Consider the following 14496-nt stretch of genomic DNA (forward strand, 5'->3'; position numbering starts at 1 on the left):
CCCTTTCCGACGCAAGGCTCAGGCGGACATGATCGGCGACACGCGTCCGAGCTGGCATCTGCACCGTTACTTGCAGGGCTCCGCGAATTTGTTCGAGGAGAACCGGCTGCTCAAGATCGCGATCGCCGGCTTGTTCGGCATCACCGCCGTGCTCGGCACGCTCATCTACACCTCGAACCAGAACACGCGCACGGTAATCGTGCCGTTCGGTGCCGACGGCGACCTCTATGTGACGGGCAACAAGCCCTCGGAAAGCTACCTTCGCTCGATCACCTTCAACATCGTGGGCCTGGCCGGCACCTATTCCGCCTATTCGGCGGACCGTCAGTTCCAGGAGCTACTGCGGATCGCGCATCCCAGCGCATATAATGGCCTGCGCGACAGCCTGAACCGGCTGCTCGACGAACTCGGCAACAATCCGACCCTTTCGATCGCCACCTATATCCGCGGCGACCAGCCCGTCACCTGGACGGGTAGCGAGATCCTCGTCCCCGTCGAGAAGGTCCGCGTGATCGGCGGAGTGATCCGCAAGTTCCGGGGAAATCTGCGCATCCGCTACGCGCTCGAGAATGGCCGCTTCTGGCTGACCGCCCTCCAGGAGGAGAATTTCAGTGCCGATGCCCGGTAACCGCGCGAGGCTCGCCTGCCTCGCGGGGGCGCTTGTCGCGTCCCTTCCCGCCCCAGCCTTCGCGCAATCGATCGCAGCTCTGCCTGACCAGACGAGCCGGATCCGGCTCTCCAACCGCGACGTCAATCACGTTGTGTGCGTCGACGGCGACATCGACGACGTGAAATTCTCGGCCGAGAAGGGTCTTGCGGTCGAGCGTGGCGGCTCGGATGCCTGGATCAAGTTCCTCGTCCTCGAGACCGAGGACATGGGCACGAAAACGCGCACCTATGTGACGACGCCTTCGGAATTCTTCGTTTCCTGCAACGGCGCGATCTACCCGCTCTATGCCGAGCCGGCCGACATTCCGGCTCAAACCGTGACCTTGGTTCCGGGCGGCGCGCAGCGCGCGCGGGCCAATGACGCGCTCCTTGGCCCGCTCGTTGAAGAAGAGCGGGCGATAGGCATCGCGCTCGCGATCTTGCAGGATCGGGTGCCGGCGTCCTTTTCCGAAGTGGCACCCTCGAAGGATAGGCTGATTCTTGCGGGGTTGCCTAGTGCGTCGCTCGATGAGCGTCGTCGCCTCGAGGTTGAGGGCATGGGGCTTTCGGTGAGCGAGTATCTGGTGCGCGCGAGCGCGGCGATGACGCTCGACGAACGCGATTTTCTCGACGCGACGCTCGGCACCGACATTTTCGCCATCACGATCGACCGGCTGACGTTGCGGCCTAACGAGACCGCACGGTTGATCGTCGTCCGCCGGAGTGCCCAGCAATGAGTACGCCCGAAGAGAACCTCGAGGGGCTGTCCGCGACCGCCAGCTCCCACACCAGCCCGGAAGGCAGTGAAAATGGGCCGATCGCGCGGCCCGCGTTGCTCGACCTCCGCGCGCAATGGGCGAAGCTGACATCCGACCAGAAGCTGCGCGCCAAGCAGTTGGGCGTGGTGTTCTCGATCGCGCTGCTCGGTCTTGGCCTCTACACGGCAAGCCGAAGCGGTCATGAGGAAGCGCCCAAGGCACCGCAGGCGTCCAACCTCGATATGGGCGCCGGCCTTCGTGGCGACAGCCTGGAAGTCAAGCTGCGCGGCGATCTCCAGAAGATTCTCGACGGGCAGAGCCTGCTCGGAGACCGGGTGACCGCAATCGAGGAAGGGAAGGTGGTTCCTGGTGGGGCCGGCGGTGGGCATTCCCCGAGCGTCGGGGGAGACGGCGATCTGCCCCCCGCCCTTCCCGACAATGCACCGGCCTATCCGCCCGCGCCGCCCGAGGCCAGGGGATCTGCCGATGAAATCCCGGCTCCGCCGAGTGCGCCGACCGCGCCGTCGGCACCACCTGCGCCACCCACGGAAAGACAGGTCGGCGCTATCGGTGCGGCGACCGCCTCGCAAGCACCGGAGGGAGGCGCTGGCGGCGGGGCCGCGTCAAAAAAAGCCAAGCGGACGATCTATTTGCCACCTGGTTTTATGCGGGCACGGCTCTTGACCGGGATCGACGCTCTGGCGAGTCGGGACGCCACAAGTAACCCGGAACCGATCATTGCCCGCGTCCAGGCGCCTGCGATCCTCCCGAACGAGGTCAAGGCCAATCTCTCCGGCTGCTTCGTCATCGGCAACGCGACGGGAAGCCTCGCCAAGGAGCGGGTCGAGGTCCAGCTCGTCTCCATAAGCTGCGTCGACTTCGACGAACATGCGGTGGTCGACCAGTCGATCAAGGGCTTCTTCGTCGATGCCGACGGCAAGAAAGGTCTGTCCGGCAAGGTGGTGACGCGAGCTGGCGCGACGCTGGCGCGATCGTTCATTGCCGGCACGATCGCAGGCATCTCGCAGTCGGTCGAGGGGTCGTTCGGGAGCCTGTCGACCTCGGCGCTTGGCAGCGTGCGCAGTCTCGACGCGGGCGATGCCGCCAAGTCGGGCATTGCCGGCGGCCTCTCCAAATCATCGGACAAGCTCACCGATTTCTATCTCGACCTCGCCCGTCAGGCGGGCCCGGTCGTCGAAGTCGGCGCCGCCAAGGACGTCGTGGTCGTCATTCAGGAAGGTCTCGCGCTCGAGATCAAACCATCGGTTGGAAGCAAGTTCTGATGCGACGCCTTCCCCAATCTTCAGGAGGTTCCGCCATGCGCATGCTGGCCCTCAAATCTCTCGATCGAACCTTGCTCTCGTTCAGCCTGCTCGCAACCTTGAGCGGCTGCGCGACGGTCGGCGCGATGATGTCGCCCTATTCGGAGAAGTTCGACTGCAAGAACAGCGACCACGGCCAGTGCATTCATCCCGATCGGGCCTATGAGGACGCGGTCGCGGGCGTCGCGTCAAAGTCCGACCCGAAGGTGACCAACGACCGCGCCATGCTGCGCGGCCAGGACACTGCCCGCCCGAGTGCGCGGTCGCGGAACGAGCGCGCAGGCAATGCCTATGGCAGCTATCGCGACAGCGTCTATCGCGAATTGAAAGGCCTGGTCGAAGCGCCGGTCACGCCGATGCTCAAGCCGGCGCAGACCGTTCGCACGCTGATCCTGCCCTACGCCGATCGCCAGCGCCCGGACCGTCTCTATATGCCCCGGTACGTCTATTCGGTGGTCGACAAGCCCGTCTGGGTCGTGGGCGGCGCACTCGTCGGCGCGCCCGATCGCGCATCGCAAGCGCCTATCCTCGGGCAGGTCCGTGAACCTGCCGCGCCGGATGGCGAACCTGCGTCGAGCGAGACCACCACGCCCGCGCCCGCAATCGTCGCCCCGGCACCGGAGCCAAAGCCGTGAGCCCGCCCGCATCGAGCAGCGGCCTCTCCTATGCCCGCCTTCGCAATGCCGTCCGGCGTGACAGCTTCTCGGACTATCTGCCGCTCGTCGCCTGGGACGATGAGACCGAGGCCTTCCTCTGCATCGATGACACCTGGGGTCATGCCTGGGAGCTGGTTCCGACCGCCTACATGTTCGCCCATGTTCAGAGCGCTCTCCAGGGTCTCCTCAATATCCACTTCCCGGACGGGACGGTCCTCCAGCTCCACACCTTTGCCGATCCGTTGATCGACGACGCACTCGATGCCTTCCTAGACCTCAAGACCCGCGATGATCCGCTGATCCAGGCCTCGGCGCGGCGCACCCATGCCTATCTGAGCGAGGGTCGTCATGGCCTGAAGGCGCTGCACGGCATTCCGGTGCGCAACTTCCGCACTTTGCTCTCGATCAAGACCCGGCGGCCGCTCGGAGAGGATTTGCGGCGGCAGGTCGAGGAGCAGCTCTCGAAGCTCGGAATCCGCCGTCTGCCTCCGCAGGAAATGGTCGCCTTTTATCGGCGTATCTTCAACGGCGTCGCCGATCCGGCCCCGGGGGTCTTCGTTGACGGATCGACCATCGGCGCACCGCCGATCGCCAAGCAGATCATCGATGCGGGACCCGATCTCGTGTTCGAGGGCGCGGAGGTGTTCCTCGGTAACCAGGTCGCGCGCTGCCTGACGCCCAAGGCGCCGGCGCGCAGGATCACCGCCGAACGCGCCAATCGCCTGATGGGCGGCATGCGCGGCGCGTCCGAGGACAGCGATCAGATCGGGGGCCCGTTCCTCTACACGCTCAACATCCTGTTCGATCATTCGCAGTTCGAGATCCACAAGCGCGCGCAGATCCTCTCGGCGCAGAAGGCGGCCGGCAGCTTCGCGGTCGAAGTCGGCAAGCAGATCGAGGAGATCGGCTGGATCCTCGACGAGGCGGGCAACAGTAAGTTCGTCCGGGTGATCCCGACCATCTGGGTGTTCGGCCGCGACCGTGCCCATGCCCGCGATCTCGCAGCGCGCGCCAAGCGGCTGTGGGAGGGCGAGCCCCAACCCTTCTCGATGCAGGAGGAGAGCTATCTCAATCCGACGCTGCTGGTGATGAGCCTGCCGTTCGGGCTCTATCCCGACCGCACGACGTTGCGCCTGCTCGAGCGGGACTTCCGGATGCCGGTGAAGGCGGCGGTGCTGATGGCGCCGATCCAGACCGACTTTCGCGGCGGCGGGCGTCCGGCGTTGCTCTACACGGGCCGCAAGGGCCAGCTCGTCACGCTCGATCTGTTCGATCCGAGGATCAACAACTACAACTTCATCGTCTCGGCCGAGAGCGGGGCGGGCAAGAGCTTCCTGCTCAACAACCTCTGCCAGCAATATTTTGCCTGCGGCGCGCTCATTCGAATCATCGACATCGGCGGAAGCTACCGGAAGCTCTGCACGCTCTGCTCGGGCCGGTACATCGATATCGGTGAAGAGCATCTGGTTCTGAACCCCTTCGACATGGGGCTCGCGCTCGATGGCGACGACAAGCAGTCGGCGATCACCATGGCCGTGGCGATCGTCGCGGAAATGGCGAATGCGTCGACCCGCAAGGGCGTCACGACGTCGGAGTGGAACCTGCTCAAGTCCGCTGTCCAATGGACCATCGACACGGGGCGGGCCGATCATGGCATCGACGCCGTGCGCGAATGGCTCGGCACCTATCCCTCGCTGGTAGAGACCGATCTCGACCGCGTCGACCATCTCGTGCCGACCGCGCGTGAGCTCGCCTTCAACCTGCGCGATTTCGGGTCGGGCGGCGCCTATGGCCATTATTTCAACGGCCCTTCGACCCTCGACATCCGCAACGACGAATTCGTCGTGCTCGAGCTCGAGCGTCTCAAGGCGATGCCTGACCTGTTCAACGTCATCGTCATGGTCGTGGTCAACGCAGTCACCCAGGAACTCTATCTCTCCGCGCGCGATCGCCCGCGCTTTGTGCTGTGCGAGGAAGCCGCCCAGTTCATCACGCCGACTGAGGGGCAGGATCTCAGTCGTCTGGCCGAAGCGATCAGCCAGGGCTATCGACGCGCGCGCAAGTATCGCGGCAGTTTCGGCGTCGTCCTACAGAGCATGAACGACCTCATGCTGTTCGGCGGAACTGGCCAGGTCATCCTCGAAAATGCCGCGACCCGGTTCCTCCTGCAGGGATCAACCTACGATCGCGCGGTCGACAACAAGATTCTCGATTATTCGGGCTTCGTCCTCGACCTGCTGAAGTCGGTCCGCAATTCGAAGCCTCACTATTCCGAGGTGTTCATCGACTCTCCGCTCGGCCTCGGCATTGCGCGGCTGGTCGTCGATCCCTTCTCTTATTGGATCAATACCTCCGCCCCGGATGAGGTCGCCGCGTTCGAGGCGCTGATGCGCCAGGGCCTTTCGCCGCTCGAAGCAGTGTGCCGACTGGCAGGTGTCGAACCCTCGCAAATCCTTGGCGCGCGCCCCGCGCCAGCCTTCACGGGAGCATGACGGCCATGGCACGCTATCGTCCGCACCCCGATCAATTGCCGCTCAACTGGTCCGATAACGAGGCCATCGAAGTGATCGTCGAGCAGCGTCTTGCCGAGCGGTTCGAAGCGGAGTCCTTTCAGTGGCGCTTCCGGCTCGTCATGATCGAGACCCTGATGATGGGCCTGCTCGTGCTCGTCGCCGGGATCCTCCTCAAGCAGCCGACGATGATGGTGCTGCGCGCCTCACTCCTCGTTGCCGCCTCCTGCTTCGCGACCGGACTTCTGCTGCTCAGTCTCTCAGCAGGTACAGCAAAGCTGTTGAGCCGCCTGCGCCGGAGAAGAGGCAGATGAACGGCCTCATTTCTTCCGCGCCGTCGCAATCGGCGATCCGGCTTACGGTCAGCGGCTTCCTGCTCATGCTGGTCCAAAGCATGCTCTTGCTCATGTCGCCCTCGCTTGGCGCTGGGGCAGGCGTTCTCATCTGGACCCTGACCCCTCTCGCCTCCTGCGCGTTCGTTGCCGCCCTTATCGGCATTCCCGAGCCGCCCGAACAGCATTGGAGGCGTCGTCATGGCCGCTGATCTGCTGCGCCGGGTCCGCCGCGGGCCCATCGTCCTCGTGCTTCTGACGGGCAATGCGCTGGCTGTGGCTGCCGCGCTCGCCGCAGCTGGGCCTGTCGCCGGCAGCGCCCCATCGCGCAGCACGATCGGCCGGACGTGGCCGATCGCGGAGCCCGACGCGCTCGCCGAGATCGAGGCCAAGGTCGCGACGCTGCCCAGCGACATGAGCAAGGCGTTCGGCCCGCGCGACAAATGGAGCGCGCTCAAGGCCGCGCCGCTCGGGGTCGCTACCGCTGACCGTGTGCGCAGCGTCGTCCCCTTCTACACGCTCGACTTCGACATCACGCTGCCAGGGGGCAAGACGCTCTACCCCAAGGGCTTCACGTTCAACCCGTTGACCTATGTGAAGCTGCCACAGCGCCTCGTCGTCGTGCATCCACGCGATCTCGGCTGGGCGCTTCGTAATGCTCGCGCGAGCGATTTCATCCTGCTCTCTGCGTTCAAGGGACAGAATGGCGATGCCATCGAGATGAGCGAGAAGACCGGGCGGCCGATCTACATCCTCGAAGAACGCGTCAAGCAGCGGCTGGGGCTGACGGTCGCACCCGTCATCGTGGCCCAAGCTGGGCAGCGGCTCGTCCTCACCGAAGTCGGCCCCAGGAGCCGAGCGCTTTCTGCGGGAGACGCGAGATGACTCGACACATGGAAGCGGCAGCAATGTCAGCGATCGACGGGAAGTTGCCTCAGCATCGACACGGGAAGGAAGAGACGCCGCGCCTTGCCAGGCAGGGCCTGGAAGCCGAAGCGCTTGTAAACTGCCGCTCTCCGTTCGACGTTCGTAGGATTGCCGCAGTCGAGAACGTCGAGCAGGACAAGTGCCACACCGGCATCTTCAGAGATGCGACGGACGCGCTTGAGGGCGTCGGCGAGCAACAATCCGCCAAGGCCTTGGCCCTGCCAACGCGCATCGACGCCCATCATTGCGATGAACATGGCTGGGATGACGCCGTGGCCGGGACGATCCCGGGCGAAGGCCGACGGAAGCTCCGAATGCTCGACGCCATGCGCATTGAGGGCATAGTAGCCAACCAAATCGCCTTGAGGCGAGACGAGCACGAAGACCCGGACATTGTCGGCCTTCGCAAGCTTGTTAGCCGTCTTGTGCAGATAGTTGTCGACCTGCGCCACTCCGGACGCGAAGCTAGTCCGATCGTGCCGCTTCGTATCGAGCGGCTCGATTGTCCCCCCTTCGAACATGATACCCCGTCCCTACCGGCTTTCGACCATTCGTATATGGCGTTCGAACGCCTCGCGCAGCGCGTCCGTTGGAGGCGGCGGATTGTCGATCGCGTCCATTATTCTTTGAAAATCTGCCCGGCTGACGGTCGTTCGCTCATGGCTGTCGATCGTCTCGAGCGCCGCCCGATAGGCGGCGTTGATGACAAACACAGAGTCATCGACACCCGAATAGGCGGCAGCGCGTTGGATCGCCCGCTTGACGTGCGGCTTAGTGCGGAAGCCCATGCGCTCGGAAGCACGCTCCTCCGCTCTGGCGGTGCCATCACCATCCGGGGCGACATCTTGATGTGCGTTCATTGCAAGATCCATCAAACGCGTGGTTGCGCAGATATGTGCGTCACTAAGACGCACATTTCAAGGCGCCAGAAGGGCCTTCATGATCGGTGTGATGTCGCGAGAAACCGGTATCGGCGCTTTTCCCCGGCTAGCGTCCCCTGGTCCTGCTTTTCTCGTCGTTCGCAACGCGCGACCATCGAAGGATGCTCGGCATGATCCAGCGCTGGCGGATCTTCTTGATCGGCATCCTGCTCGGGCTCGCCGCGACACTGGCCTGGCCGAGCCAGGCCCTCGCCTCCAAGTGCGAGGCGGGCACCGCGTTCAACCCCATCACCAAGGTGCGCTGGACCTGCATCTTTCCGATCACGGTCGGCGGCATTCGGGTGGGGAGCTTCGACAAGCTCGACAAGGCGCTCGACGCGCAATCCGCGTCCAAGCCTCTGTGCGCCTGCCGCAAGGGCATCCAGTTCTGGTTCGGGGTGAAGGTCTCCTACTGGTCGCCCAACCGGATGGTCGACGTCGTGACTGAACCCGGCTGCATGATGGCGCTGGGCGCGGATCTGCTGCCGACCGGCGGCAAGCTGCAGGGCAGCCAATCGTCGATCTCCGACGGGACGAACACGCGCAAGATGTTCGCGCAGATGCACTATTACATCTCGCCGGTCTGGGCGATGCTCGACATGTTCACGGACCTGCCGTGCCTCGAGAATGACGGCTTCGATGTCGCCATGATAACCGAGGTTCTGCCGACCTGGCAGTCGGGCACGCTCGGCGCGATCATCCAGCCTGAGGGCATATTGTTCGGCAACCCCGCTGCCGGCCTCGCCTGCATGGGCGACAGCGCCGCGGCAGCGGCAGGCAAGGTGATCGATCCCCTGTTCTGGTGCATGGGGAGCTGGGGCGCGACTTATCCGATCGCTGGCGACATCCATTTCGATGACTCGGTCGAAGCCTGGGCAGGCCTCGCGGCCCGCGGCGTCTTCATGATGGGGCGGCTGGGCGCGCTTACCATCAGTTCGGCGGACGGCTGCTCGTTCGTGCCCCAGCCCGTCTGGACCAAGTCCCGATACAAGCTCCAGATCATGGAGCCGGTGAAGGGCGGCAAGTGCGTCAACATCGGCCGCCCCGGTGCGCTCTGGTCCTCGGCCAAGCATGCGCCGGGCAAGGACAATGCCCAGTTCATGCTCTTCGAAAAGGTGATCTGCTGCGCCGGGATACCGGTGCCGTGAGCGGGTCCCTTCCCCCCAGTTCCGCGCGAGAAAGCCGTCCACTCCGGAGGTCTGTTCGCCAAGGCCCCTACGGCCGATGGCTTCCGCGCGGGACCGGAGCGGCGCCGCCATGCCCCCCTGGCGGCGTCGCTCCACCCCCGGCCAGCGCGGCCGCGATACGCCCCCGATGGGATCGGCGCTTCCTCTCCGCCTGTTCCATCGTCGCGACCGCGCTGGCCCTTCCTCTTGCTTCGCCCGCATCGGCGCAGACGATGGAAGAGCGCGCCCGTGCCGCCGCGGAGGCGTCGCGTGCAAAGACCAGCGACAGCGACGCGCTCCAGCAGAATTATGTGACGCCAGGCCTCGCCGGTCAGCAGATTTCGACTGTCGACAACAGCCGGACCTTCGCGCCCAATATCGCCTGCCAGAAGACCGCGACGATGCTCGAAGTGCTCGTGCAGCCGTCAGGAACCGGCGATCTCGGCAGGGTCACGGTCGCCCGCGACACCGATCTCGACGGATCGGTCGACAGCACGGCGAACCTTCCAGTGCCGGTATCGGGTATTTGCGCGAACGGCGTTGTGTCATGCCAGCCCGGTAGCTGGAACGGTTGCAGCTTCTTCCGCTGGGATGTCGACGCGGGACAGGCGCTCAAGCTGACCTCGGTCGACATGCCCAAGCTCGCGGGATGCTATTGCCTCAACAATAGCTGCGGCACCAACCTTGCCTGGGGCAACATGGCCTCGGTGCTGCGCGACCTTGGCGGCGGGATGATCGGGGCGCTCACCACGGCCGACCCGCGCTATGGCGTTGCCGAGGCTGTCATCGACGGGCCCTCGATCCGCTATGTGGGCGCACAATCGACCGCCTGCTCCGCCAATCCCGACCTCGCGCAGACCGCCTATCGCGCCAATCCCGCAACCATCGCATCGGATGCCTATGCCGCATCGACGGGCAATGCGGTGTTCCAGGCGCTCAAAGGATCGGCGACCGGCACTGGCACGGCGCTCCAATATCGCCATTGCTCGATCGAGCGGCGGGTGACCGTGTTGAAGCCCGGCGCTGAGGATATCATCAGCCGAACGTCGGGCGGCTACTCGACGATCGAGAACGGCAACTCGTTCGACTTCCTGATGGGCTCGCCGGCGGACAACAGCCTCGGCGGAAGCTGCGCGCTCATCGATTTTCGCATGACCCTGCATGTGAGCGATCCCGACCGGATCGTCGACGCGCGGCTCACGCAGTTCTTCGCAGACGATTGGGCGCAGGTGCGGGTCGACGGTCTGCTGGTGGGTTCCGGCCCCTCGTCCTGGACCACGCTCGGGCTTCCACCGGGGAAATGCGAGCAGAAGAAGACCTTCTACTCCTACCCCCATCTCGATCTGCGTCCCTATCTCACGGCCGGCGACCACGAGATCTGGCTTCGCGTCGCGGTTGCGGAGGGGGGCGAAGCTTTTGCGCAGGTTCATGTCGATGTCGACAATAGCTGCAAGACGCTGGAGCAGGTCGTCGACGGTTGCGGAACGATCGCGTCCGATCCACAGTGCAAGCTCGACAGCGAGCTGGTCGATGGCGTCCAGACATGGATCAACGGCGTCGCGACCGGCCTGAGGCCCCTGCCCCAGACCCGCATATTGGGCGGGCCGAGCTGCCCAACACAACTCACCCGCGATTTCTTCCTGAAGGATCGCACCTATCGCTGCGCGGTCGACGATATTGCAAAGCCCGATACGAGCCGCGGCGCTTACATCATCGACCATTCGACCGAGACGATGCTCGCCGACCGGACGCTCCAGAGCGACGGCAGCTACGCGACGTCGACGCGCGCCTTCAATCTCCCCGACAGGGGCAGTGTGCCGGCCTGCGAGCCTGTCTGCAAAACGCGTGCGCCCAAGGCCAATAGCGAGGCCGCGCCCGATGGCGTGGTAGGCGCGAAACAGAATGTGCCGACAGGCTACGACAGCTTCTTCCACGCCTGCACGTCGGACAATCGATGCCCGGCAGGGCCCGGCGAGGAAGTCGTTTCCGCCTGCGGATGTCTCGACGATTTCCCCGAAGCGGTGGTGATGATGCAGACGGTGCGCCTCGCCGGGGCCGACATGGTCTGCACGGGGAACGTGCCATGACGGGTTTTGCGACAACGCGATACTGGTATCTCGATCCGCGCGGAGCGGCACTCGCGTTGGTGCTCGGAGCGGGCGTCGCGCTCGGCTGCCCGAGCGCCGCCCACGCGCAACATATCTGCGCGGCCGATCTCAACAACAATGGCGATGCGGCCGACGAAGGCGAGCAGGCAAGCTGCCTTTCCACGACCAGCGGGGCATGGCTCTGCCCGATCCAGGAGGTCGACTGCGTCGCGGACGCGATGGGGCAATATAGCTGCCCAGCCGGCCCGCAATATGCCTGCCTGGTGAAGAGCGAGGGCGGCCCACCGGCTTGCTCGCCCAACCAATGCGCCGATCTCGCGACCAATCCGATCGTGGATGAGCCGCCGATGGACGATCCCGGCACGGAGCCGGATGGCGGCATCGATGCCGACGGCAATTGCCTCGGGAATATCGAGATATTCTCAGGCCGCGGGGTGCGGTGCCGGCCCGCCGGGCTTTCGACTACCTTCGCGAATTGCTGCAAGGACAAGGGAAAGATCGTGAAGGACGGGATGGGCTCTTCCATCTCGTCGATCGGCACCAAGATCGCGGTGGCCAAGGGCGTATTCACCGGCATGAGCGCCGCCTACACGGCCTTCAAGGCCGGCGCGACCGCCAGTCAGGCCGCGAGTGCCGGCGCCAATGCGCTGATCGTGGGTCTTGACCCGACCTCGCTTGCGGTGAGCCTAGCGATCAATTTCATGATGGAATTCCTGTTCGCCGGCTGTGACCAGCAGGACATGGAGACGGCGATGCTGCGCTCGTCCGGCATGTGCCACGAGATCGGCAGCTACTGCACGTCGAGCTTTCTCGGCATCTGCCTGCAAAAGGCACGCGGGCACTGCTGCTTCAACACCAAGCTCGGCCGCATCATCCAGGAGCAGGGTCGCCCCCAACTCAAGGCCTTCAACGGCAACCTCTGGGGCACGGCCAAAAAGCCGATGTGCCGCGGGTTCACGCCCGAGGAGTTTCAGGCGCTCGATTTCAGCAAGATGGATCTCTCCGAATATTATGCGGACATCGAGGCCCGCGCCCAATCCGACATCCAGATAGACATGGGGGAGCGCATCGATGCGTATCTCAAAGCGGTCAATCCATAGCGCCGTCCTTCTCGCGGTGCTGGGCGCGGCAACCGCCGCACTCGCACAGGTCGCCGCAAGTGACGTCCCTCGCGGCGACGCGCGCCAGTCAGCCGCAGACCAGGGCCAAGACAGCATGAACCGGCTCGAGAGCGCGGTCTCGCGCGGCAAGGCCGATGCGGCCCAGCTTCCCGATCCCCAGCTTCCACGCACCGACAACCCAGCGGACCGACGGCACGCATTCGATGGCCTGCGCAAGCGACTTCCGGCGCCGGACATGGAAGCGCGCGCGCGTGCCGCGCAGGCTCGCGGCGAAACGAGCCTTGCAGCCGAGCGCGAGCGGCAGGCCAAGGCGCTGCGCCAGGCTCTCGGCCTTGAGCCTGCGGAAGAGCAGGCTCTCGCCAAGGCGATCCCCGTCACGACGGTCAAGGGTTGGGTCCCGGTCCTGTTCGTGTCCTCGTCGATGCCGATCTCGACCCTGCGCAACTATGCGGTCCAGCTCGAGAAGGTTCGCGGCGTCATGGCGTTTCGCGGCGTGCCAGGTGGACTCAGGAAAATGGGTCCTATGGCGAAGCTGACAGCCCAGATCCTCCGGCTCGATCCGGGCTGCGAAGGGCCGAACTGCGCGATGCGCGACGTCCAGCTCATCATCGATCCGATCGTCTTTCGCCAGCACGGAATATCCCAGGTTCCGGCGCTTGCCATGATCCCGGGCGATCCGACCCAGGCCTATTGCGAGCGCGACATTGAAAGCCCCCGCGCCGCCCACATCGTCTTCGGGGACAGCGCGCTTTCCGGGATGCTCGAGGAATATGCCCGCCTCGGCGGGAAGAAGGAGGTAAGCCATGCTCAGGCTCTTCTGGGCGCTCGCTAGGGCGATCGCCGGCCTGTGGCCGCGTCTGCGGCGATTGCCTCGCAAGGCGGCGATCGCGCTCGGCGCGCCGGGACCGGATCAGCCGGCACGGCCCGAGCGGCTCGCCCGCGCCATGCTCGTCGTGCTGCCGATCGCCGCGGGCGCGGCGCTCGTCGTCCCGCAGGTCGCGTTGGTCATGTCGCCGTCGATCGATGCCTTCGCGGTGCGCAAGAGCCCTGGGCCGATCGCACGCGGTGACTATGTGATGTTCACGCTTCGTCACCCCATCGCCGGGCCGGATCCGGTGTCCGTGACAAAGCGTGCGCTTTGCATGTCTGGCGATCGGCTGACGATGTTCGAGACCCCGTCGCCCCTCCTCCCGCGCAGTCGAGACGGGCACTATTATTGCAATGGCCTGTTCCTCGGCGTGAGCCTTCCGCGGGCCCATAACGGCATGAAGCTCGATCACATGCGGTGGAGCGGGGTCATTCCCGCCGGAATGGTCTATGTCGGTTCGACGCATCCGCGCGGGTTCGACAGCCGTTATTTCGGGCTCCTCCCGATTGCGCGTCTCACGCGCATGGAGCGAATCCTGTGAGCGCGCGCGATCAATCGACCTTCGCCAGATACATGGCCCAGTCGAGTGCTTTCGGCGATCCTCAGCCGGTTGCGATCGCTCCACGGCCACGCGGGGAGTCGTCAGTCAAGCAGGGCTCGAACTGCCTCGATGGGCATCAGGAGAACGCGCTCTCCCAGCGGCGAGGCGATGAAGCCATGCCGTTCGTAAAAGGCTATCGCTTCGTCGTCGATCGCATGCACGATGACGGCGCGGACACCGGCGATTTCCGAGGCGGCCGCGCAGCGGCGGAGAGCGTCGGCGAGCAGGTCGGCGCCCAGGCCGATCCCCTGGAATGTGGTATCGACGGCCAGCCTGGCGATGAGAAGCAGAGGCACCTTGTCGGGCATGCCCTTTCGCAGCTTCGCCGTGGGGAGCGCGGCCCGCTCCTCCATTGCGGTGGTGATGGTGTAGTATCCCACAACCCGACCGGGTCGGCCGGCGTCGCAGACGACATAGGTGCGAGCCGAGGCGCCTTCACTGGCGACGGCGCGCTCATCGAGCCAATGATCGAGCGAGGCGTGCCGTCCATTATGAAACGCCTTGACGTCATGGTCAGCGTTCAATCGTTCAGGCCGCGTAACCTGGCGCTTGGACATGG

General features: G+C 64.9%; 16 protein-coding genes. 13 read left to right on the plus strand and 3 right to left on the minus strand.

Translation table 11 applies throughout. The annotated features are described in order from the left end of the window. The first annotated feature begins 28 nt into the window (after window positions 1–28). Genes AC07X9_RS18740 through AC07X9_RS18775 form a run of 8 tightly spaced genes read left to right on the plus strand, consistent with a single transcriptional unit; the run spans window position 29 to window position 7111 of the window. A complete protein-coding gene (locus AC07X9_RS18740; RefSeq protein ID WP_210417585.1) occupies window positions 29–628 on the plus strand; it encodes a TraE/TraK family type IV conjugative transfer system protein in 600 nt (199 codons plus the stop codon). After that, a complete protein-coding gene (locus AC07X9_RS18745) occupies window positions 618–1385 on the plus strand; it encodes a type-F conjugative transfer system secretin TraK (RefSeq protein ID WP_086486188.1) in 768 nt (255 codons plus the stop codon). Before AC07X9_RS18740 ends, AC07X9_RS18745 begins: the two co-directional genes overlap by 11 nt. Beyond that, entirely contained in the window at window positions 1382–2689 is a 1308-nt protein-coding gene (locus AC07X9_RS18750) for a TraB/VirB10 family protein (protein WP_086486187.1), read from the plus strand. The genes AC07X9_RS18745 and AC07X9_RS18750 overlap by 4 nt, the downstream gene beginning before the upstream one ends. A 35-nt stretch (window positions 2690–2724) precedes the next feature. Then, a complete protein-coding gene (locus AC07X9_RS18755) occupies window positions 2725–3363 on the plus strand; it encodes a TraV family lipoprotein (protein ID WP_086486186.1) in 639 nt (212 codons plus the stop codon). Then, entirely contained in the window at window positions 3360–5876 is a 2517-nt protein-coding gene (locus tag AC07X9_RS18760; protein ID WP_086486185.1) for a TraC family protein, read from the plus strand. The genes AC07X9_RS18755 and AC07X9_RS18760 overlap by 4 nt, the downstream gene beginning before the upstream one ends. Window positions 5877–5881: 5 nt before the next feature. Then, entirely contained in the window at window positions 5882–6208 is a 327-nt protein-coding gene (locus AC07X9_RS18765; protein ID WP_086486427.1) for a hypothetical protein, read from the plus strand. Further along, entirely contained in the window at window positions 6205–6438 is a 234-nt protein-coding gene (locus tag AC07X9_RS18770; RefSeq protein WP_086486184.1) for a hypothetical protein, read from the plus strand. Before AC07X9_RS18765 ends, AC07X9_RS18770 begins: the two co-directional genes overlap by 4 nt. Next, window positions 6428–7111, plus strand: coding sequence for a conjugal transfer protein TraW (locus tag AC07X9_RS18775; RefSeq protein WP_086486183.1), 684 nt, complete (start codon window positions 6428–6430; stop codon window positions 7109–7111). The genes AC07X9_RS18770 and AC07X9_RS18775 overlap by 11 nt, the downstream gene beginning before the upstream one ends. Before the next feature lie 26 nt (window positions 7112–7137). Here the strand turns inward: AC07X9_RS18775 and AC07X9_RS18780 are convergent, their stop codons facing one another. Together AC07X9_RS18780 and AC07X9_RS18785 are read right to left on the minus strand one after the other, a co-directional pair. Then, window positions 7138–7674 carry a GNAT family N-acetyltransferase gene (locus AC07X9_RS18780; RefSeq protein ID WP_086486182.1) on the minus strand — a complete coding sequence of 179 codons (537 nt, stop codon included), beginning with the start codon at window positions 7672–7674 and terminating at the stop codon, window positions 7138–7140. 12 nt (window positions 7675–7686) lie between these two features. Continuing rightward, on the minus strand, window positions 7687–8013 hold the full coding sequence (locus AC07X9_RS18785; RefSeq protein WP_086486181.1) for a type II toxin-antitoxin system TacA family antitoxin: 327 nt from the start codon (window positions 8011–8013) through the stop codon (window positions 7687–7689). 191 nt (window positions 8014–8204) lie between these two features. On the opposite strand from AC07X9_RS18785, the gene AC07X9_RS18790 reads away from it, so the two are divergent. The 5 genes from AC07X9_RS18790 to AC07X9_RS18810 all read left to right on the plus strand — a co-directional run bounded on the left by AC07X9_RS18790 (window position 8205) and on the right by AC07X9_RS18810 (window position 13877). Beyond that, window positions 8205–9221, plus strand: a complete 1017-nt coding sequence (locus AC07X9_RS18790; RefSeq protein WP_086486426.1) for a TraU family protein — start codon at window positions 8205–8207, stop codon at window positions 9219–9221. A gap of 251 nt (window positions 9222–9472) precedes the next feature. Beyond that, on the plus strand, window positions 9473–11326 hold the full coding sequence (locus tag AC07X9_RS18795) for a hypothetical protein (protein ID WP_086486180.1): 1854 nt from the start codon (window positions 9473–9475) through the stop codon (window positions 11324–11326). Continuing rightward, entirely contained in the window at window positions 11323–12447 is a 1125-nt protein-coding gene (gene traN, locus AC07X9_RS18800) for a conjugal transfer protein TraN (protein ID WP_086486179.1), read from the plus strand. The genes AC07X9_RS18795 and traN overlap by 4 nt, the downstream gene beginning before the upstream one ends. Beyond that, on the plus strand, window positions 12419–13300 hold the full coding sequence (locus tag AC07X9_RS18805) for a type-F conjugative transfer system pilin assembly protein TrbC (protein ID WP_086486178.1): 882 nt from the start codon (window positions 12419–12421) through the stop codon (window positions 13298–13300). The genes traN and AC07X9_RS18805 overlap by 29 nt, the downstream gene beginning before the upstream one ends. Further along, complete coding sequence (locus AC07X9_RS18810; protein WP_086486177.1) at window positions 13272–13877, plus strand: S26 family signal peptidase; 606 nt, start codon at window positions 13272–13274, stop codon at window positions 13875–13877. Before AC07X9_RS18805 ends, AC07X9_RS18810 begins: the two co-directional genes overlap by 29 nt. Window positions 13878–13978: 101 nt before the next feature. Here AC07X9_RS18810 and AC07X9_RS18815 read toward each other — a convergent pair whose 3' ends face one another. Further along, window positions 13979–14494: a GNAT family N-acetyltransferase gene (locus tag AC07X9_RS18815; protein WP_086486176.1), complete on the minus strand. Its 516-nt coding sequence runs from the start codon at window positions 14492–14494 to the stop codon at window positions 13979–13981. Window positions 14495–14496: the final 2 nt, after the last annotated feature.

Source organism: Sphingobium sp. GW456-12-10-14-TSB1, assembly GCF_059424385.1.